The 19,614-nt window shown below is 68.4% G+C and carries 17 protein-coding genes and 1 riboswitch; of the genes, 14 read left to right on the forward strand and 3 right to left on the reverse strand.

All coding sequences use genetic code 11. The features are described 5' to 3' along the window. The first annotated feature begins 342 nt into the window (after positions 1-342). The 5 genes from ASF71_RS06835 to ASF71_RS06855 all read left to right on the forward strand — a co-directional run bounded on the left by ASF71_RS06835 (position 343) and on the right by ASF71_RS06855 (position 6,267). Complete coding sequence (locus ASF71_RS06835) at positions 343-1,383, forward strand: LacI family DNA-binding transcriptional regulator (RefSeq protein ID WP_056297067.1); 1,041 nt, start codon at positions 343-345, stop codon at positions 1,381-1,383. 143 nt (positions 1,384-1,526) lie between these two features. Then, positions 1,527-2,807 carry an extracellular solute-binding protein gene (locus tag ASF71_RS06840; RefSeq protein WP_056297070.1) on the forward strand — a complete coding sequence of 427 codons (1,281 nt, stop codon included), beginning with the start codon at positions 1,527-1,529 and terminating at the stop codon, positions 2,805-2,807. A 122-nt stretch (positions 2,808-2,929) separates the two neighbouring features. Continuing rightward, positions 2,930-3,862: a carbohydrate ABC transporter permease gene (locus ASF71_RS06845; protein WP_082505677.1), complete on the forward strand. Its 933-nt coding sequence runs from the start codon at positions 2,930-2,932 to the stop codon at positions 3,860-3,862. 1 nt (position 3,863) lies between these two features. Further along, positions 3,864-4,730 (forward strand): carbohydrate ABC transporter permease, encoded by an 867-nt coding sequence (locus tag ASF71_RS06850; protein WP_082505679.1) that lies wholly within the window; start codon positions 3,864-3,866, stop codon positions 4,728-4,730. 34 nt (positions 4,731-4,764) lie between these two features. Beyond that, complete coding sequence (locus tag ASF71_RS06855) at positions 4,765-6,267, forward strand: glycoside hydrolase family 5 protein (protein WP_056297075.1); 1,503 nt, start codon at positions 4,765-4,767, stop codon at positions 6,265-6,267. Positions 6,268-6,332: 65 nt separating this feature from the next. On the opposite strand, the gene ASF71_RS06860 is transcribed toward ASF71_RS06855, so the two are convergent. The 3 genes from ASF71_RS06860 to xylF all read right to left on the reverse strand — a co-directional run bounded on the left by ASF71_RS06860 (position 6,333) and on the right by xylF (position 9,638). Further along, on the reverse strand, positions 6,333-7,160 hold the full coding sequence (locus ASF71_RS06860) for an ATP-binding cassette domain-containing protein (protein WP_082505681.1): 828 nt from the start codon (positions 7,158-7,160) through the stop codon (positions 6,333-6,335). A 20-nt stretch (positions 7,161-7,180) separates the two neighbouring features. Continuing rightward, positions 7,181-8,404 (reverse strand): sugar ABC transporter permease, encoded by a 1,224-nt coding sequence (locus ASF71_RS06865; RefSeq protein ID WP_056297078.1) that lies wholly within the window; start codon positions 8,402-8,404, stop codon positions 7,181-7,183. Positions 8,405-8,591: 187 nt separating this feature from the next. Continuing rightward, complete coding sequence (xylF, locus tag ASF71_RS06870) at positions 8,592-9,638, reverse strand: D-xylose ABC transporter substrate-binding protein (protein ID WP_056297082.1); 1,047 nt, start codon at positions 9,636-9,638, stop codon at positions 8,592-8,594. Between the two features lie 364 nt (positions 9,639-10,002). On the opposite strand from xylF, the gene ASF71_RS06875 reads away from it, so the two are divergent. The 9 genes from ASF71_RS06875 (at position 10,003) to sugE (ending at position 19,481) form a co-directional block, all read left to right on the forward strand. Then, positions 10,003-11,205 carry an ROK family transcriptional regulator gene (locus ASF71_RS06875; RefSeq protein WP_056297084.1) on the forward strand — a complete coding sequence of 401 codons (1,203 nt, stop codon included), beginning with the start codon at positions 10,003-10,005 and terminating at the stop codon, positions 11,203-11,205. A 54-nt stretch (positions 11,206-11,259) separates the two neighbouring features. Continuing rightward, positions 11,260-12,432, forward strand: coding sequence for a xylose isomerase (gene xylA / locus ASF71_RS06880; RefSeq protein ID WP_056297087.1), 1,173 nt, complete (start codon positions 11,260-11,262; stop codon positions 12,430-12,432). A 3-nt stretch (positions 12,433-12,435) separates the two neighbouring features. Continuing rightward, positions 12,436-13,896: a xylulokinase gene (xylB, locus tag ASF71_RS06885; protein WP_056297090.1), complete on the forward strand. Its 1,461-nt coding sequence runs from the start codon at positions 12,436-12,438 to the stop codon at positions 13,894-13,896. 268 nt (positions 13,897-14,164) lie between these two features. Next, on the forward strand, positions 14,165-15,301 hold the full coding sequence (locus ASF71_RS06890; RefSeq protein ID WP_056297092.1) for an ABC transporter substrate-binding protein: 1,137 nt from the start codon (positions 14,165-14,167) through the stop codon (positions 15,299-15,301). A 177-nt stretch (positions 15,302-15,478) separates the two neighbouring features. Then, positions 15,479-16,339: a branched-chain amino acid ABC transporter permease gene (locus tag ASF71_RS06895; RefSeq protein ID WP_056297095.1), complete on the forward strand. Its 861-nt coding sequence runs from the start codon at positions 15,479-15,481 to the stop codon at positions 16,337-16,339. An 11-nt stretch (positions 16,340-16,350) separates the two neighbouring features. Beyond that, entirely contained in the window at positions 16,351-17,331 is a 981-nt protein-coding gene (locus ASF71_RS06900; protein WP_056297141.1) for a branched-chain amino acid ABC transporter permease, read from the forward strand. Next, complete coding sequence (locus tag ASF71_RS06905; RefSeq protein WP_056297098.1) at positions 17,324-18,175, forward strand: ABC transporter ATP-binding protein; 852 nt, start codon at positions 17,324-17,326, stop codon at positions 18,173-18,175. The genes ASF71_RS06900 and ASF71_RS06905 overlap by 8 nt, the downstream gene beginning before the upstream one ends. Next, positions 18,168-18,875, forward strand: a complete 708-nt coding sequence (locus tag ASF71_RS06910; protein WP_056297101.1) for an ABC transporter ATP-binding protein — start codon at positions 18,168-18,170, stop codon at positions 18,873-18,875. Before ASF71_RS06905 ends, ASF71_RS06910 begins: the two co-directional genes overlap by 8 nt. 202 nt (positions 18,876-19,077) lie before the next feature. After that, a riboswitch (guanidine-III (ykkC-III) riboswitch) is annotated at positions 19,078-19,145 on the forward strand. Between the two features lie 15 nt (positions 19,146-19,160). Further along, on the forward strand, positions 19,161-19,481 hold the full coding sequence (sugE, locus tag ASF71_RS06915; protein ID WP_056297103.1) for a quaternary ammonium compound efflux SMR transporter SugE: 321 nt from the start codon (positions 19,161-19,163) through the stop codon (positions 19,479-19,481). Positions 19,482-19,614 lie beyond the last annotated feature (133 nt).

The following is a 19,614-nucleotide window of genomic DNA, read 5'->3' on the forward strand; positions in this document are numbered from 1 at the left end:
CAGACGTACATGCGCATCAAGTCGACGGTGGAGACCGCGCGGTTGCGCGGTCAGGACCCCGTTGATGTCCTGATCAGCCTGCGTCGCTAATCACGTACGTTTTGCCTTTTCGACGACCATACGGACAAGTCACAACCAGAGGGGTGCGGCAGGTGCTGATTCTGGCTGCCTAGGCCGGAACCCTGCAATGTCCTGAACCGGCACCCTGTCCGGCGAATGGCGCTAGATACCCGTATCTTTTTCCAGTATGACCCGGCATTTTGGGTTCCTCCCCCAATTGACGTGGCACGATTGACAGCGTAGAGTTATCGGTAACTCAAAGTTAAACCCATAAGGAGTTCTATGCCTACAGGTCCAGTGACGCTGGCAGACGTGGCCCGTCGTGCCGACGTTTCACGCATGACCGTTTCCAAGGTGGTCAACAACAAAGCGGGGATTTCCGATGCCACCCGCGAGCGCGTCTACCGCGCTATCGACGAACTCGGCTACGTCGCCAACGGCGCCGCCCGCGCACTGTCGGCCGGGCGCACCAACACCCTGGGGGTGGTCGTGCCGTCCATCGGACCGCAGTACATCAGCGAGGTCATTCGGGGCGCCGATATGGCCGCCCGCGAGGCGGGGCTGGACCTGCTCATCTCCACAACCCAGGAAGACCTGCGGCACGAATCGCAGAATGTCGGTCGCCTGACCCACGGCCTCGTCGACGGCCTGCTGATGGTGCTGCCCCGCTCGGTCGACCAGTATTCTCAGGCGCTGCTGAGGGCGCACGTCCCGGTCGTGGTGGTGGCGACCGGCAACCAGAACTCGCCCTTTCCGCTCGTGGACGCCGACCATTACCAGGGCGCACGCGCGGCCATGCGCCACCTGCTGGACCTGGGCCATACCCGCATCGGCTTCATTGCGGGCCGTGCCGACACCGCCGCCAGTCTGGAGCGCTTCCGGGGCTATCAGGAAGGGCTGCTTACTGCTGGTCTGATTCCCGAGCCGCTGCTGGTCGAAGAAGGGCACTACACCCAGCCTGGAGGATTCGCCGCCGCGACGCGGTTGCTGGGGCTTGTGCCTGCGCCCACCGCCATCTTTGCCGCCAACGACCTGTCGGCGTTCGGCGCGGTCGAGGCCATCAAGGAACTGGGGCTGCGGGTTCCGCAGGACGTGTCGGTCGTCGGCTTCGACGACATTCCCCAGGCCAGTCAGGTGTTTCCGGCGCTGACCACCGTTCGCCAGCCCCTCACGGAAATGGGCCGGGCAGGCATCAAGCAGCTTCTCAACGTCCTACACGGCGCCGGGGCCGTCACTGACCGACTGGTCCTCGCCACCGAGCTGATAGACCGCGCCTCGACGGCGCCCCCACCTGTGGGCGAGGTCCCCAGCACCGCCAACTAGGGCGCTGCCCCAGGCAGCCAGGCCCGGGAGGCCAGATAAGAAGCCGGGGCTCCCGGGGCACGCCGTTTGTTCGCCAGCTCAGCACTCCACCGATCCAGAACGCCTGATACGTTCGGCACGTCCGCGTGCCACGAGGAGCCGCCATGAAGCACGCACGATGGACCGCCCTGACCCTTGTTCTGTCCAGCACGCTCGGCTTGGCCCAGTTGGCGTCGGCCCAGTCCAGCCTCGACCTGTGGCATCTCCAGACCACCGAGGCGGGCAAGGCGGTGATCCAGAAGGCCGTGGACCGTTTCCAGACGGCCAACCCCGGCGTGAAGGTCAATGTCAGCCCGACACCCAACGACACCTACAAGACCAAACTCAAGATCGCCTTCGGCGCCAACGCCGCGCCGTGCGTCTTCGCGTCATGGGGCGGCGGCCCGCTGTACGAGTACGTCAAGTCCAGCCAGGTGGTCAACCTCTCGCCCTTCCTGCAAAAAGACCAGGCGTTCTACACCCGCTTTCAGCCCGCCTCCTGGAGCGCCGTGACCTTCGACAAGCAGATCTACGGCATACCCGGCGAAAACACGGGCATCGCCGTGGTCATCTACAACAAGGCGCTGTTCGCCAAGTACAAGCTGACGCCGCCCAGGACATGGCCCGAACTGCTCAAGGTGGTCGCCACACTCAAGGGCAACAACGTGGCCGCCTTCTCGCTGGCGAACAAGGCCAAGTGGCCGGGCTCGATGTACTACGGCTACTTGGTCGACCGCCTGGGCGGCCCCGACACCTTCAGGAACGCGGTGCTGCGTAAAGGCGGCGGCAGCTTCGCCGACCCCGTGTTCGTCAAGGCGGGCACGCTGCTGCAAGACCTGGTGCGGGCGGGCGCGTTCGTGCAGGGCTACAACGGCCTGGACTACGACAGCGGCGTGTCGCGCCAGCTTCTGTACTCGGGCAAGGCCGCCATGGAGCTCATGGGTACCTGGGAGCTCGCCACGATCAGCAGCGAGAACCCCACCTTTGCCAAGGATATGGGCTTCTTCGCCTTTCCCACTGTGCCGGGCGGCAAGGGCAACGCGGGCAACGTACTGGGCACGGTCGGCGACAACTTCTACAGCGTCGCCAAGTCCTGCAAGACCCCCGAGCTCGCCTTCAAGCTGCTCAAGGCGATTACCGACACCCAGGCCGAGCAGGACCGCCTCGCCGACCGCCGCTTGCCGCCCGTCAAGGGACTGAAGGTCACAGACCCGCTGCTCTCGCAGGTTTCGGCCTTCGTGGCCAAGGCCCCCAGCGTGCAGCTCTGGTACGACCAGGACCTCGCCCCGCAACTGGGCGAACTCCACAAGGACACCAGTCAGGCGCTGCTGGGCCTGAGCATCACGCCGCAGGCCGCCGCCGACCAGATGGAGGCCCTCGCCAAAAAACTGGCCGCCGGCAAGTAGGCCGGGCCCCGCATGAACGGGGTGAGCATGGGAGCCACGTGGCCTAGTCGCTCCCGCCCCTGGGCGGCGCAGTCCTGCCTGGAACCCCTGCCCCGGCCCGGCCCGCAAAGGAGGGAAACCCCTTGAGTCTGACTGCCAAACCCGTCGCCGCCGCGCCGTCCCAGGCCCGGCGTGCCCGGCGTCCCCGACAGGACTGGATCGCCGTGGCCTTTCTGGCCCCCGCCGTCCTGATTCTGGCCGTCTTCCTGATCTACCCACTGATCGCCAACTTCCGGCTGTCGTTCGTGGACTGGAACGGCCTGGGCAACACCGCCCGCAATGTGGGCTGGAACAACTGGCTGGAGCTGAGCCGCGACGCGGTGTTCGTCAGGGCGCTCGGCAACAATGCGCTGCTGGCCGTCCTCTCGATCCTGATCCAGTTGCCCCTCGGTCTGCTGCTGGCTGTAGCCCTGGGGCGCGCCTCACGCGGGTCGGCGTTCCTGCGGATCGTGTACGTCGTGCCGCTGCTGATGTCCAGCGTCGCCATCGGCACGGTCTTCCGCAACCTGTACGACCCCAACTTCGGGGCCATCAACGTGGGACTGCGTGCTCTGCACCTGGACGCCCTGGCGCAGGACTGGCTGGGCGACCCGCGCTTCGCGCTGCTGTCGGTCATCGCCGTGATCTGCTGGCAGAGCATTCCCTTCTACATGCTGCTGTTCATGGCGGGGCTGTCGAGCATGCCCGCCGAACTGAGCGAGGCCGCCACCCTCGACGGCGCGTCGCCCCGGGTCGTCTTCTGGCGCATCACCCTGCCGTTCTTGCAAGGCACCATCCGCTCGGCGGCGGTGCTGTCCCTGATCGGTGCGCTGCGGTACTTCGATCTGGTGTACGTGATGACCGGCGGCGGCCCCACCAACGCCTCCGAACTCATGGCGACCTACATGTACCGCACGGTATTCAGCGGCTTCAACATCGGCTACGGCGCGGCCATTTCCAGCGCCATGTTCCTGATCGTGGTGGTCGTGGCCGGGCTGGCCCTGCGCCTGACCCGCCGCTACCAGACGGAGGTCTGACATGACTTCGGCTCCCCTGCCCCCCCCGGCCACCCGCCGCCCCGGCCCGTCCCGGCTACGCGCCCTGCCCGCCACGCTGCTCAAGGGGTTATGGCTGCTGCTCACCGCCCTGCCCTTCGTGTTCATGGTCATGCTCAGCCTCAAGAGTCGCGAGGAGTCGTACAGCACCTCGATGTGGACGCCGCCCCGCCAGGCCGACTGGAGCCACTACGCCGACGTGCTGCGCGGCCCCTTTCTGAGCTATGTCTGGAACAGCCTGTTCGTGGTGTCGGTGTCGGTCGCCCTGACCCTGCTCCTGAGCAGCCTGGCGGCCTTCGCGCTGGCCCGGCTGAATTTCCGGTTCAACGGGCCGGTCTTCGGGGTGATCGTGGCCGCGTTGATCGTGCCGGTGCACGTCACCCTCATTCCGATCTATCTGCTGACCCGTGCCGCGCACCTGTACGACACGTCCTTTGCCCTGATCGGGCCGTATGTGGCCTTCAGCCTGCCGGTCTCGATCTTCCTGCTCACGGAGTTCATGCGCCAGATCCCGCGTGAGCTAAGCGAGGCCGCCCAGATCGACGGCTGCGGCCCCTTCACCACCTACGCCCGCATCTTCTTGCCGCTCAGCCGGCCCGGACTGGTCACGGTGGGCATCTACACCGGCATCAACCTCTGGAACGAGTTCATCTTCGCGTATGTGCTCACCAGCACGCCCAGTCACCGCACGCTACCCCTGGCGATCTTCGACTTTCAGGGCCAGTACAGCTCGGATATTCCGGCGGTGCTGGCGGTGGTTACCCTGACTGCGCTGCCCCTCATCGTCGTGTACATCTTCGCGCAGGAAAAGCTGGTCAGCGGGCTGATGGCCGGGGCCATCAAGGGCTGAGGCCCACGTCCTCTCTCGCACATCTGGAGTCGCCATGTTACAGGTCAAGAACGGAAAAATCGTCGACGAGCACGGCCAGCGCGTGCAGTGGCGCGGCACCTGCACCGGGGGCTGGCTGCACCTGGAAAATTTCATCAACGGGTATCCGGGGGCCGAACACGCCGTCAAGCGAGCAATGCGCGAGTCGCTGGGGGCACACAAGGCCGACCTGATCTTCTCTCAGATGCGGGACCATTTCGTGACCGACGCCGATTTCGCGTTCCTGAAATCGCTTGGCTCGACTGCCGTGCGCCTGCCCATGAACTACCGCACCTTCGAGGACGACGCCCGGCCCTTCGAGCTGATCGAAGAGGGATTCGCGCAACTGGAACGCGCCGTCGAGATGTGTGCCCGGCACGGCCTGTACGCCATTCTGGACCTGCACGCCGTTCAGGGCTGGCAGAACACCGACTGGCACAGCGACAATGCCAGCCGCAATACCCTGTTCTGGCAGCACCCCCACTTTCAGGACCGCTTCGTACATCTGTGGACCGAACTGGCGCGGCGTTTCCGGGGCAATTCGGCGGTGGCGGCCTACAACATCATGAACGAGCCGGTCACCAACGCCCCTGACGGCCGCTTCGGCAGCAACGCCTACACGCCCGACTGGGAGGTCATCAACCGCGTCTACCACCGCACGGTGGCGGCCATCCGCGAGGTGGACCCGGACCACATCATCGTGCTGGAGGGCGACCTGTTCTCGACCCGTTTCGACGGCCTGGACGCGCCCTTTGCCGAGAATCTGGTGTACTCCAGCCACAACTACTCGGCGGCGGGCTTCGGCCCCGGCGTGTATCCCGGCCCCTTCCAGGGCTTCGAGGGATCGTTCGCCGGGCAGGTCACCCTCCAGCACTGGGACATAGATTTGCAACGCGAGATCTTTGCGGCGCAGGAGGGCACCCGCTTTGCCCAGAAACATGGCGTGCCGCTGTGGATCGGTGAGTTCGGCTCGGTGTACAACGGCCCCGGCGACGACCTCGCCAGCCGTGTGCGGGCGATAGACGACCAGATCGCCGTGTTCGAGGAATTCGGCGCGCACTGGACCACCTGGACCTACAAGGACGTGGGCGTGATGGGCCTCGTGACCCTGGACCCGCACTCGCCCTACCGCCGGCTCGCGGCCCCGGTGCTGGACCTCAAGGCACAGCTCGACACCGATTTCTGGATGGGCTGGCTGCCCACCACCCCCGCCAAGGCCAAACTCTCGGAGCTCGCGGGCCTGATCGAAGACGCCATCGGCGACCCCGAGATCGAGCCGGGGGCCAACCGCCGCTTTCTGGGGCAGGCTACCTTCGACCAGTATGTGGGCCACCTGCTCATCAAGCCGTATGTGGCGCTGTTCAACAACCTCAGCGATGACGAAATCCGCACGGTAATGGCGTCGTTCGACTTCAGGGCCTGCGTGGTCAACACGGGGCTGGCCGAGGTGCTGAGCAGACACATGAAGCCGGCCGAGCATGCCGGAGCAGCCCAGGCCAGAGAGACCCTGTTGACCTGAGCGCGGGCACGGAAGAAGGCCGTCGCCTCTGCTCTGGCGACGGCCTTCTTCCGTGTGCGGTGACCCTACGCGGTCCGGAGCGCCTGGGGCAGCTTCCCGGCAATGATCATCTCCAGCGCCTCGTCAGGAGTGATGTCCTCCTTGGGGGCCGTGCCCACCACGCGGCCGTTTTTCATGACCGTCAGGCGGTCGGCCAGATCAAACACGTCGTGCAGGTCGTGGCTGATCAGGAAGATACCCACGCCCTCGCGCTTGAGGCTCAGGATCAAGTCATTGACCTGCGCGGTTTCCTGTGGGCCCAGCGCTGCCGTCGGCTCGTCCATGATCAGGATACGGGCCTGAAAATACACCGCGCGGCTGATGGCGATGCTCTGGCGCTGGCCCCCCGAAAACCCCGACACCGGCTGGCCCAGGTTGCGCACGCTGACCACCCCCAGGCGGTCGAGCAGCTTGCGGGCCTCGAGTTCCATGGTGTCCTCGTCCAGCCGCCCGCCGCGCATGAGTTCGCGGCCCAGAAAGATGTTGGCGGGCACGTCGAGGTTGTCGGCCAGCGCCAGATTCTGGTAGATGGTCTCGATGCCCTGGCGCTGCGCGTCGCGCGGGCTGCCCAGCGTGACGGGCCGGCCGTCGATCAGGATTTCGCCGCCGTCGGCCGCGTAGGCCCCCGACAGGATCTTGATGAGGGTGGACTTGCCCGCGCCGTTGTGGCCCAGCAGCCCCACCACCTCGCCTGGGTAGAGGGTGACGTTCACGTCGTCGAGGGCCTGCACACCCCCGAAGTGCTTGGAGATATGGCGCGTTTCTATCAGCGGGGTCTGGGCGGTGGGGGCCACAGAGTTCGGGGCCGCGGGAGTCTGGTTCTGGGGGTGCTGTATCTGGGGGTGCTGGGTCATGGGGTCTGGTGCCTCCTTCGTTAGCGCCCGCTGCGGCGGCGGTGCCAGGTATCCAGGGTCACGGCCAGCACAAGCACCAGCCCCTGCATGATGTTCTGGGTGGCGCTCGACAGGTCGAGCAGCAGCATTCCGTTGATGAGGCTGGCCATGAACAGCGCCCCCAGGAACGCGCCCGGAATACTGCCGGTCCCGCCGCTGAGGCTGGTGCCCCCGATCACGGCGGCGGCAATCACGCTCAGTTCGGCCAGCGTGCCGGTCGAGTTGGTCCCCGCGTTCAGGCGCGCGGTCTGGATGGCGCCGGCCAGGGCGGCCAGCAGGCCCATCAGCGCGAACACCATGACGGTCAGGCGGGCGGTGTTGATCCCGGCCAGGCGCGCCGCCTCGGGGTTGCCGCCGTAGGCGAACACGTAGCGGCCAAAGCGCGTGGCGCGCACCACCCACATCATCACGCCGGTCACGGCCAGCATGAGCAGCACCGGCACCGGCATTCCGCGCGGCAGTCCGGTGCGCGGGTCGGCGTAGCCCACCATGACCAGAATGAACCCGGCGATGAGCAGCACGGTCACGGCAGTCACGAGCACCTGCACCGCCAGACTGCGCTGCGGCAGGCCGTTGCGGGCGCGCCGCAGGTAGTTGCGCACGTCCCCCTGCACGACCCAGGCGATCAGGGCGAGGCCCACCGCCCAGCTCCAGCCGCTGCCGATCGAGCCGCCCAGCCCGCCGCCGAACACCTGAAAGCCGTCCGAGAGCGGCGCGACCGTTTGCCCAGAGGTGAGCACCCAGGCGAAGCCGCGCCAAATCAGCAGGCCGCCCAGCGTGACGATAAAGGCGGGCACGCCCAGGTAGGCCACCCAGGCGCCCTGCACGGCCCCGATGGCCCCGCCCACCAGCAGCCCGGCCAGCAGCGTGACCCAGCCGCTCCAGGGCACGTCGGGCAGCAGCCGGGCATTCACGACCGCCATCACCATCCCCGAAACGCCCAGGATGGACCCGACCGACAGGTCGATCTGGCGCATGACGATCACCATGACCATGCCGCCCACCATGACCCCCACCGAGGCGGTCTGCACCGACAGGTTCCAGAGGTTGCGGGAGGTCAGGAACGTGCCGCCCGTGAGCAGATGAAAGGTGGCCCAGATCACGACGATGGCGACCAGCAACGAGGCCAGGCGGCCGTCGAGATGCAGGCGTTCGAGCAGGCCACCGGACGCGGAGCGGCGCGCGAGCACAGCGCGGTTTTGCATGGAGGTTCTCCCTGAGGGTGGCCGGAAGACGCGCGGGGTCGGCTCGGCTCGCCGCCGTCTTCCGAAGAGGTGGGGGTGGGCGACAGGCGCGCGGCAGGACGCGCCGCAGCTCCGCCAACGCACAGGCGCAGAGCTGCGGCGCAGACCGACTACCCCGGCCGGGGATTTCCCAGCCGGGCCGCGCTCCTCAGCGGCAGGCGGCGGGCGCGGACGCTCCGCTGACGCCCCGGCACACTTCGGCCTTGGTCGCCCAGCCGGCCGTGATGACCTGGTTCAGGTTGGTCTTGGTGATGACCACCGGCTTGAGCAGAATGCTGCTCACGCTGACCTTCTTGGGACCGGTGTTGAAGATCTGTGCCCCCGCGATGGCACTCGGCTTGGTGCCCCTGGCCAGTTGCACGGCGATCTTGGCGGCCTCGGTCGCCAGGGTGCGGGCGTCTTTCCAGACAGTGCCGGTCTGCTGGCCCCGCGCGATGCGGTTCAGGGCGGCCTTGTCGGCGTCCTGGCCCGACACGGGCACCTTGCCCGCCAGCCCCACCGAGGCCAGGGCCGCGACCGCGCCGCCCGCCGTGCCGTCGTTGCTGGCGACCACCGCGTCAATGCGGTTGCGGTTGGCGGTCAACATCTGCTCCATGTTGTTCTGGGCGACCTCGGGCTTCCAGGCCTCGGTGTACTGCTCGCCCACCTTCTTGATGGTCCCGGCCTTGATCGCCGCGCCGAGTACGTCCATCTGACCCGCGAACAGCAGGTCGGCGTTGGGGTCCGAGGGACTGCCCTTGATGAAGGCGAAGTTGCCCGACTTCTTGACGTTGTAGATCATCTGGGCCTGCAGGCGGCCGACCTCGCGGTTGTTGAACGACAGGTAGAACACGCTGGGGTCTTCGATCAGGCGGTCGTAGGCCACCACCGGGATGCCCTCGGCGCGGGCACGGGCAATGGCGGGCAAGATGGCCTCGTTGTCCTGCGCCAGCACCACGAGCACGGTGGCTCCGCGCGTGATGAGGCTCTCGATGTCCGACACCTGTTTTTCGTTGCTGCTCTGGGCGTCGGCGCTGATGTACTTGGCTCCCAGCTTGGCGAGCTGCGCCTTCATGGCGGCCTCGTCGGTCTTCCAGCGTTCCTCCTGAAAGTTCGACCAGCTCACGCCGACCGTCACGCCCTGCTGGGCATGGGCGCTGGAAGCCAGGGCGAAGACGCCCACGAGGGTCAGGACTGCTTTACCGAGTCTTTTCATATGTCCTCCAAACGGTCGCCCGACCCGCGCCGGAGCGGCCAGCAGATGAATCTATTAGGTAAGTTGTTTTGACTAACAAAGTGTAAGCATCCGGCCAGCCAAAAAGCAACAGGGGTATGGCCGTCCTCAGTTTGAACAGACTGAGCTGCACTGTTCGCAGGCTGGACTTGACCTGACTGCCCTGGATCGCTAGGCTGCCTCTCAATCCTATTCGTCAGACCTTTTTACTCATCAGCTCTGTTGTCGCTTGGAGTCCACCGCAGCTCTCCTGACAGGTTCCCGGCAGTGCCCCTGAATCTCTCCCTGCCCACTCCGCCCGGTTGATCTGGAAATTCACTGCGACCCCGTTATATGGAGATATGTCATGCCGACCCTAGACACGCCCCACCCCACCGGAGACCAGGGCTTCCTCAAGCACCTGAACCGGGCCCGCATCCTCGATCTGGTGCGCCGTCAGCCGGGCCTGAGCCGCGCCGAACTGGCGACGCAGGCCGGCCTGACCAAGATGACGGTCGGGACGGTCGTGGGCGACCTGCTCGCGCAGGGCTGGCTGGACGAGGGCGAGCCGCGTCCGGGCGGAGTGGGCCGGCCGGGGCGGTCCCTGTCGCTGAGCGCCGGCAATTTCGTGCTGCTGGGGGCCGAGATCGGCGTATTGGGGCAACGGGCCGTGGCCTGCACGCTGCGAGGTGAGGTACTGGCCAGCCGCACCCTGAGCGCCCCCACTGGGCCCCCTGAGCAGGCCGCCCGGCAGCTGGCCGGGCTGATCGCGGAGCTGCGGCGCGACCCGGCGGTGGCTGGGCGCGTGATCCTGGGCCTGGGCGTGGCGGTGCCGGGACCGGTGGACCCGGCCGACCAGACCCTGGCCTACGCGCCCAACCTGGGCTGGGGACCGGTGGCCATGCTGGAGGTGCTCGCGCCGCACTTGGGCGACTTGCCCGGCCTGCGCCTGATCGAGAACGAGGCCAACGCCGCCGCGTTTGGCGAGGCGTACCGGCACCCTCAGCCGCCCGAGGTGCTGGCCTACCTGAGCCTGGGCACCGGGATCGGCGCGGGGCTGGTCCTGGCCGGGGCGCTGCCGGGCCAGCCCACGCCGCAGCTCCTGCACGGCCCGCAGGGGCTGGCCGGCGAGATCGGGCACACCCTGGTGCAGCCGGGCGGCCTGTACTGCCACTGCGGCAACCGGGGCTGCGCCGAGACCCTGCTCAGCGGCTGGGCCCTGCGCGCGACCCTGGGCGTGGCCGAGGGCGAATCGCTGGGCGACTTCGTGGCCGCGCACCTCGACGACGCCGCGGTGCAGGTCGCGCTGCGCCGGGCCGGCGAGGTCCTGGGCACGCTGCTAGTCAACCTGCAGCGCACCCTGAACCCCAGCCACATGATCATCGGCGGCCTGCTGGCGCGGCTGGACGGCCCGATGGTCGAGACAGCCCTGGCCTTCTTCGCCGCGCACCAGCAGGGCCGGCCCGGCCTGGGGGGCGCGGCCCGGGTCGAGGTCTGCTCCGACCACCTGCTGCGCCCGGCACGCGGCGCGGCGGCGCAGGTGCTCGCCCAGACCATCGGCGCACGCTGAGCAGGCCCCTCTCCCCATCCCTTCGCCCCTTGTTCGCCCGCCCGGAGGTTTCCCATGACGCACAGCAGCTACGTTCCCACCCCCGACGACAAGTTCACCTTCGGCCTGTGGACAGTCGGCCAGACCGGGCGCGACCCCTTCGGCGAGCCGACCCGCGCCGCGCTGAGCGCGCCCTACATCGCCCAGAAGCTCGGGGAACTGGGGGCCTATGGCATCAACCTCCACGACAACGACCTCGTGCCCATCGACGCCTCGGCGGCCGAGCGTGACCGGATCGTCGCGGAGTTCAAAGGCGCACTCTCGGATCACGGGCTGGTCGTGCCGATGGCGACCACCAACCTGTTCTCGGACCCAGCGTTCAAGGACGGAGCCTTCACGAGCGCCGACGCCCGCGTGCGGGCCTACGCCCTGCAAAAGACGATGCGCAGCATGGACCTGGGCCACGACCTGGGCGCACACACCTACGTGTTCTGGGGCGGGCGCGAGGGCGCGGAGGTAGACGCGGGCGGCAAACTGCTCGACGCGATCAGCTGGTTCCGCGACAGCCTGAACTTTCTGGCCGACTACAGCGAGGCGCAGGGCTACGGCTACCGCTTTGCGCTGGAACCCAAGCCCAACGAGCCGCGCGGCGACATCTTCTTTCCGACGGCCGGCAGCATGCTGGGCTTCATCGCCACGCTCGAGCGCTCCGAGCGGTTCGGGGTCAACCCCGAGTTCGCGCACGACACGATGGCGGGCCTGAACTTCGCGCACGCGGTCGCGCAGGTCATCGACGCGGGCAAGCTGTTCCATATCGACCTCAACGACCAGAAACCGGGCCGCTTCGACCAGGACCTGCGCTTCGGGTCCGAAAATATCAAGACCGCCTTTTTCCTGGTCAAGCTGCTCGAGGACACCGGGTACGCCGGCCCCAAGCACTTCGACGCCCACGCCCTGCGCACCGAGGACGAGGCGGGCGTGTGGGCCTTCGCGCGCGGCTGCATGCGCACCTACCTCATCCTGCGCGAGAAGGCGCGGCAGTTCAATGCCGATCCCGAGATTCAGGCGGCGCTCGCGGCCTACCGCGTCGAGGACCAGGAACTCTCCGACCTGACGCGCGGCTTTTCGCCCCAGAAGGCCGAGGCCCTCAGGGCCCGCACCTTCGACCGCGCCGAACTCGGCGGGCGGGGGCCGGGCCTGGAGCACCTTGACCAGCTCACGGTGGACCTGCTACTGGGGACGCGCTAGCCCATGCCGGAGGTCACCCTCGGTCTCGACCTGGGCACCAGCGGCGTGAAGGTGGTCGCGCTGGACGCCGCGCACGTTACCGTCGCCCAGGCCACGCGCAGTTACCCGCTGCTGACCCCGCAGCTCGGCTGGACCGAGCAGCGGCCCGCCGACTGGGTGGCGGCCAGCCTGGAGGCGCTGCGCGACGTGGCGGGGCAGGTGCGGGCGGCTGGGCACACACCCCTGGCCCTGGGCCTGAGCGGCCAGATGCACGGCGCGGTCTTTCTGGGCGCGGGGGGCGAGGTGCTGCGGCCCGCGCCCCTGTGGAACGACCAGCGCACCGCCGCAGCCGTGGCCGAGACCGAGGCCCGCATTCCCCGCGCCGACCTGATCGCCCGGACCGGCAACCGCGCCGTGACCGGCTTTCAGCTGCCCAAGCTGCTGTGGCTGCGGGCCGAGGAACCGGAGGTGTTTGCCCGCACGCGCCGGGTGCTGCTGCCCAAGGACTATCTGGGCTTCGTGCTCACCGGCGTGCAGGCCACCGAACCCTCCGACGCCTCGGGGGTGGGGGCACTGAACCTCGCGCGGCTGGCCTGGGACGACGACGTGCTGGGGGCGCTGGACCTGACCGCCGACCTGTTTCCCGACGTGGTTGCTTCGGCCGCCCAGACCGGCACCCTTCTTCCGGAGATGGCCGCGCAGACTGGCCTGCCCGTGGGCCTACCGGTAGTCGCGGGCGGCGGCGACAACGCGGCGGCGGGCATCGCCCTGGGCCTGGGGTCGGCGCGGCCGCAGGTGGGCAGCGTGAGCCTGGGCACCTCCGGCGTGCTGTTCGTGCCCCTGACCGCGCCCACGCCCGACCCCGAGGGCCGCGTCCACCTGTTCGCGCACGCCGACGGAGGCTTCAACCTGCTGGGCGTGACCCTCAGCGCGGCGGGGGCCTTGCAGTGGTTCCGCGACCGCCTGGCCCCAGGAACCCCCTTCGGCACGCTGCTGGAGGAAGCGGCGGCCGTTCCCGCCGGGGCGGACGGCCTGACCTTCCTGCCCTTCTTGTCGGGCGAACGCAGCCCACACATGCGCCCGGACCTGCGCGGCAGCTTCGGGGGCCTGAGCCTGGCGCACGGCCGGGGGCACCTCGTGCGCGCGCTGCTGGAGGGCACGGCCTTCGCGCTGGCCGACGCCTACGCAGTCATGCGGCCCCTGTCGGGGGTCACGACCCTGCTCGCCACGGGCGGCGGGGCCAGGAGCGACCTGTGGCTCGGGCTGGTCGCGGGCGCACTGGACCTGGAGGTGCGGCGCAGCGCGAGCGAACCGGGCGCGGCCGAGGGCGCGGCGATTCTGGCCATGCCGGTGGCGGGCCTGTACCCGTCGTTGCCTGAGGCCATGCCCCGCCTCTCCTCAGAACCCGTGCCCGCGCTCGGGGCGGCGCAGGCGCAGGCCGCCTACCGCTTGGCCCTGGAACAGACCCTGAGCCAGCCTGCCTGACACCCGCCCCTTAACCCCGCCCCCGCTTCCCGTGCAGCGGTGGGCATTTTTGCCGGAGTTCCTGGGCCGCCGGCCGCCAGCCTATGTGGGGCCACCCCAGTGCCGGAACGGGGGGAGTGTAGGCCGCAAGGATTGACACCCCACAGGGCGCGTGCCAGCATGGAGGGCACCTAAAATTTGAAGTTCGTCCAAGAACATGCTCTAAACGCCGTCCTGGCCGTGTAACGCTCACGGCGCGGCGGCCCGAGACGACTCCGGAGGCACCCCCATGAAACGACTGTGTTTCGCTGCGCTTTCCCTGGCCCTCGCCACCCCTGCCCTGGCCGACAAGGTGGTGAACATCGGCTACAGCGGCCCTCTCTCGGGCGGCGCGGCCTTCTACGGCAAGGACGTGCAGAGCGGCATCGAGATGGCGATCAACGACCTCAACAAGACTGGGGGCGTGACCGTCGGCGGCGAGAAGGTGACCTTCAAGCTCGTGTCGCTCGACGACCGCTACCTGCCCAACGAGACGGCCACCAACGTGCGCCGCCTGACCTCGCAGGGCATCGACGTGATCTTCGTGCCGCACTCGGGGGGCATCCTGACGGTGCAGCCCATGACCGGCCGCGACCCCAGCTTCCTGCTCGTGGCGTACTCCAGCGAGCCCAAGATCCTGGAAGCCAACAACCCGCTGACCTTCATGCTGCCGCCGCGCTACGACAACTACCTGCAACCCTTCGTGTCGGCCCAGATGAAGGCCTTCGGCAAGAAGCTGGGCATGGTCGGCACCACGAGTGCCTACGGCAAGCAGTGGGCCGAGGCCGTAACCGGCGAGTGGAAGAAGCAAGGCGGCACGGTCGGCGGCAACAACGGCGTGGACTACGCGACCACCGTGGACTACTCCAGCGCCGTGACCAAGGCCCTGGCCGAGAAGCCCGATGTGCTGTTCGTGGGCGGCCCGTCGCAGCCCACCGCGCTCGTGATCAAGGCGGCGCGCGAGCAGGGCTTCAAGGGCGGCTTCATCGTGATGGACCAGGCCAAGTTCGAGCAGATGGACACGCAGATTCCGCGCAACTACCTCGACGGCAGCGTGGGCGTGCTGCCCACCCGCGAGTTCCCCGGCACCCAGGCCTTCGTGGCGCAGTACCAGCGCGCCTACAAGAAGATTCCGACGAGTGAGGCCGGCCTGAACTACATGGGCATGAACGTGGTCGCCAAAGCGATGGAACTCGCCGGCAAGACCGACGACCCCGTCGCCATCCGCGCGCAGCTCAACGCCGCCGCCAAGGCCCTGCCGCAGAGCAAGACGGTCTACAAGATGCTGGGCGTGACGGCCAACGGCCACGCCGACGCCGAGTTCCTGGTCGCCAGCGTCAAGGACGGCAAGTACACCCGCCTGCGGGTCACGAAGGTCTACAAGTAACTTCCGGATACAGCGAGTGGAGACGGGAGAGGTTGCGGACGTGAAGGCAAGGGCCCGGTGGCTTGCCGGGATCCCCACGCCGGACGCAGCCCTCCTGAACCGCTCGGCCCCCTCCCGCGCGCCCCAGCCTGATGCTGAGCGCGCGGGTTCGCCTATTTCTTCCCCGAGGACGTCGCCTTGACCACTTTCCTGCAACAACTGTTCAATGCTCTGGCGCTGGGCGGGGTCTACGCGCTCGTGGCGCTGGGCCTGACCCTCGTCTACGGCGTGATGCGCGTACCCAACTTCGCGCACGGCGGGCTGTATATGCTCGGCGCCTACCTGACCTACGCGGCCCTGAACGGCCTGGGGGTGGGCTACGTGCCCGCGCTGCTGCTCTCGGCCGTGGCCGTGGCACTGCTGGCCGCACTGCTCGAACGCCTGATCTTCTTTCCGCTGCGCAACGCCCCGCACGTGCATCCCATGATTGCCGCGCTGGGCGTGCTGTTCTTTCTGGAGGCGGGGGTGCAGCTCATCTGGGGGCCGGACTTCAAGCAGATTACCGAACCCGTGCAGGGCATCGTGAACCTCGGCGGCGTTACGCTGACCTGGCAACGCCTCCTGGTGATCGCGGCGAGCGTGCTGGTCATGCTGGGCCTAAACTTCTTCCTCAAGCGCACCCTGACCGGCGCCACCATCGAGGCGATGGCGCAGAACCGCGAGGGCGCGCGGCTGGTGGGCATCAACACGGCGCGCGTCGGGATGCTCACCTTCGCCATCTCGGGGGCGCTCGCGGCGGTCGCGGCGGCCCTCATCGCGCCCATCAACGCGGTCGCGCCCAGCATGGGTGAGGTCATGAACCTCAAGGTCTTCGCCATCATCATCCTGGGCGGCATGGGCAGCGTGCCGGGGGCCATCGTGGGAGCGCTGCTGCTGGCCTTCGCCGAGGTGTTCGGCGGCTACTACATCAACCTGGACTTCTCGGACGTGATCGGCTTCGCACTGCTCGTGCTCGTGCTCGCCGTGCGGCCGCAGGGCCTGTTCCGGAGGGCCGCGTGAACCGGAAGAACATGGGACTCTGGGGCTGGGTGGCCGCGTTCGTGCTCGCCGCGCTCGTGCCGCTGCTGGGGCCGTCGGGCTACGTGCTGGACATCGGCATCAACGTGATGATCTACGCCATCCTGGCCTACGGGCTGAACGTGCTATTGGGTTACACCGGGCTGCTCTCGCTGGCGCACGCGGGCTTTTTCGGTATTGGGGCCTACGCGGTGGGCATTCTGACGCTCAAGGCCGGCTGGAGCTTCTGGCTGGCGTGGCCCGCCGGAGTCGCGCTGTGCGCCGTGCTGGGGCTGGGGCTGGGGCTGGTGGCCTTCCGCACCAAGGGCGACGCCTTTTCCATCTTCACGCTGGGCGTGGGGGTCATCATCATGCTCGTCATCAACAAGTGGGACGCGCTGACGGGCGGCAACGAAGGGCTCAACGGCATCAACCCCCCCGCCGGTCTGGAGGCGCTCGCGCAGGGCGTCGGGCTGCGGCTCTCGGGCGGCTTCTACTATCTCGCCCTGCTCTCGCTGCTGCTGACCATCGTGGCAGTGGCGCGCGCGCGGGGTAGCGTCTTCGGGCGCTCGCTCGTCGCCATCCGGGGCGGCGAGGACCTGGCGCGCTCGGCGGGCATTGACGTGATGGCCCACAAGCTGCGCGCCATGATGCTCTCGACCGCCATCGCGGGCTTCGCCGGCGGGCTGTACGCCGTGTACGTGGGCTTTCTGGGGTCGGCAGCGACCGGACCGGTCATGACCTTCACCGTGCTGCTGTACCTGCTGGTGGGGGGGCTGGGCACGCTGGTCGGGCCACTGATGGGGCCGGCGCTCATGTACACCCTGACCCAGAGCCTCAAGGGCCTCCAGGACTACCAGTACGTCGTCTTCGGGCCGCTGCTCGTGCTGCTGGTGATGTTCGCGCCGCAGGGCCTCGCCGGATTATGGGCCAGGCTGAGCGGGCGCCGCGCCGCGCCGGCCCCGACCCCCGAACAGGCGGTGGACCATGCCTGAACAGACTCCCCTCCCGGCGTCCGCACCCATGCTGGAAGTGGACGGCCTAGGCATCCGCTTCGGGGGCAACCACGCGGTGCGTGACGTGAGCGCCGCGCTGCCCGCCGGGCAGATCACAGCCATCATCGGGCCGAACGGAGCAGGCAAGAGCACCTTCTTCAACCTCATCTCGGGCTTCTATGTGCCCACTTCGGGGCGTATCCGCTTCCAGGGTGAGGACATCACGCGCCTGAGAACCCATCAGGTCGTCGCGCGCGGCATCGCCCGCACCTTCCAGACGACCACCATCTATAAGGAACTCAGCGTGCTGGACGGCGTGATGATCGGGCACCGGGTCCGCACGCGCGCCGGGCTGCTCGACGCCCTGCTGCGTACCGGCCGCGAGCGCCGCGACGAGGAGGGCAGCCGCGACGGCGCGATGGCCGCCCTGGCCCGCGTGGGCCTCGCCGACCAGGCCGAACGGCCCGCCGGAGCGCTGACGCAGGAGGGCCAGAAACGGGTCGGGATCGCCATGGCGCTCGCCAGCAATCCCCACCTACTGCTGCTCGACGAACCCGCCGCCGGCATGAATCCCGAGGAGACGGTGCGCCTGATGGCCCTGATCCGCGAACTCGTCGCGGGCGGGCTGACGGTGGCCCTCGTCGAGCACAAGATGAGCCTCGTGATGGGCCTAGCCGACCACATCCTGGTGCTGCACCACGGCCAGAAGATCGCCCAGGGCACGCCCGCGCAGGTCAGCCGCGACCCGGCGGTGGTCGAAGCCTACCTGGGCAGCCACGCCCACGGCGGCCAGATGGGTCAGGCGACCGCCGACCCCGCCTCCACAGGAGCTCCCCATGCTTGAAGTCCGCGACCTGAGCGTCAAGTATGGCCACTTCACGGCCCTGCACGCGGTCAACCTGACCGTGCAGCCCGGCGAGATCGTGGTGCTTCTGGGCGCCAACGGCGCGGGCAAGAGCACCCTGTTCCGCACCCTGAGCGGCCTCCAACGGCCCTCGGGCGGCGCGGCGACCTGGCGCGGAACGCCGCTGACCGGCGGCCGGCCGGAATTCAACGTCGCGCACGGGGTCTCGCAGTGCCCCGAGGGCCGCCTGCTGTTTCCCGAGCTGAGCGTCGAGAAGAACCTGCGCCTGGGGGCCTTCGTGCATCGCCGCGACCCTGCCGGCACGGCCCGCGAACTCGAGCGCGTGTACGAGCTGTTTCCCGCGATGGTGGACAAGCGCCACGCTCCGGCGGGCAGCCTCTCGGGCGGGCAGCAGCAGATGGTCGCCATCGGCCGGGCGCTGATGGCCCGCCCCGATCTCCTGCTCCTTGACGAGCCGTCGCTGGGCCTGGCACCCCTGGTCGTCGATCAGGTCTTCGCCGCGCTGCAGCGGGTCAACGCCGGGGGCGTGAGCGTGCTGCTGGCCGAACAGAACGCCTTCGCCGCCCTGGGCATCGCCCACCGGGGCTACGTGCTCGAGGGCGGCCACGTGACGTTGCAGGGCGGACAGCAGGCCCTGATGACCGACGACCGGGTACGCAGCGCGTATCTGGGGGTGTAGCCGGAGGTCCGCAGCCCCCGCAACGGCCGACCGGACCGGCCGAGATACCCAGGCCCTCTCCCTGCGTGGCGGAGAGGGCCTGACCCTGTGACGATCACCCACCTGCCCGACCTCCTGTAGCCCCGAGGGGCCACAGGTCCGGTCCTGGCCTGCTCAGGCGCTGCTTACACGCGGCCGGTACACTGGAACCAGTCGCCCCCAGTCTCACCGCTGGCGGCAGAACTCCGGACGAGAGCACCGCCGTACCCGGTCACGACAAGACGGCGCATGACGGAGGTGTCATGTATGGCATGGATCTATCTCGTGCTCGCCGGTCTGCTGGAAGTGGGCTGGGCCATCGGTCTGAAGTACACGCAGGGCTTTACCCGCCTGCTCCCCACCGCCCTAACCCTGCTGAGCATGGCCGCCAGCGTGGGTCTGCTGGGCCTGGCGACCAAGACGCTGCCCATCGGGACGGCCTACGGCATCTGGGTGGGCATCGGCGCGGTCGGCGCGGCGCTGCTGGGCATGGTGCTGTTCGGCGAGGCCGCCACGCCCGCCCGACTGTTCTTCCTGGGGCTGATGGTCGTGGCGATCATTGGGCTGAAGGTGACGGCCGGCCACTGAGCACAGGAAGTGCGCCCCGGTACGCGCCGCGCCTCTAGCTCGTCCGGCTCCTCACCGTTCCAGGGGTCGAGGCCAATCTCCAGCAGCGCCTGCCGAACGGCTCCCCCGTGTTGGGGATGAGCCTCAACGTACC

Source organism: Deinococcus sp. Leaf326 (genome assembly GCF_001424185.1).
Lineage (GTDB): Bacteria > Deinococcota > Deinococci > Deinococcales > Deinococcaceae > Deinococcus.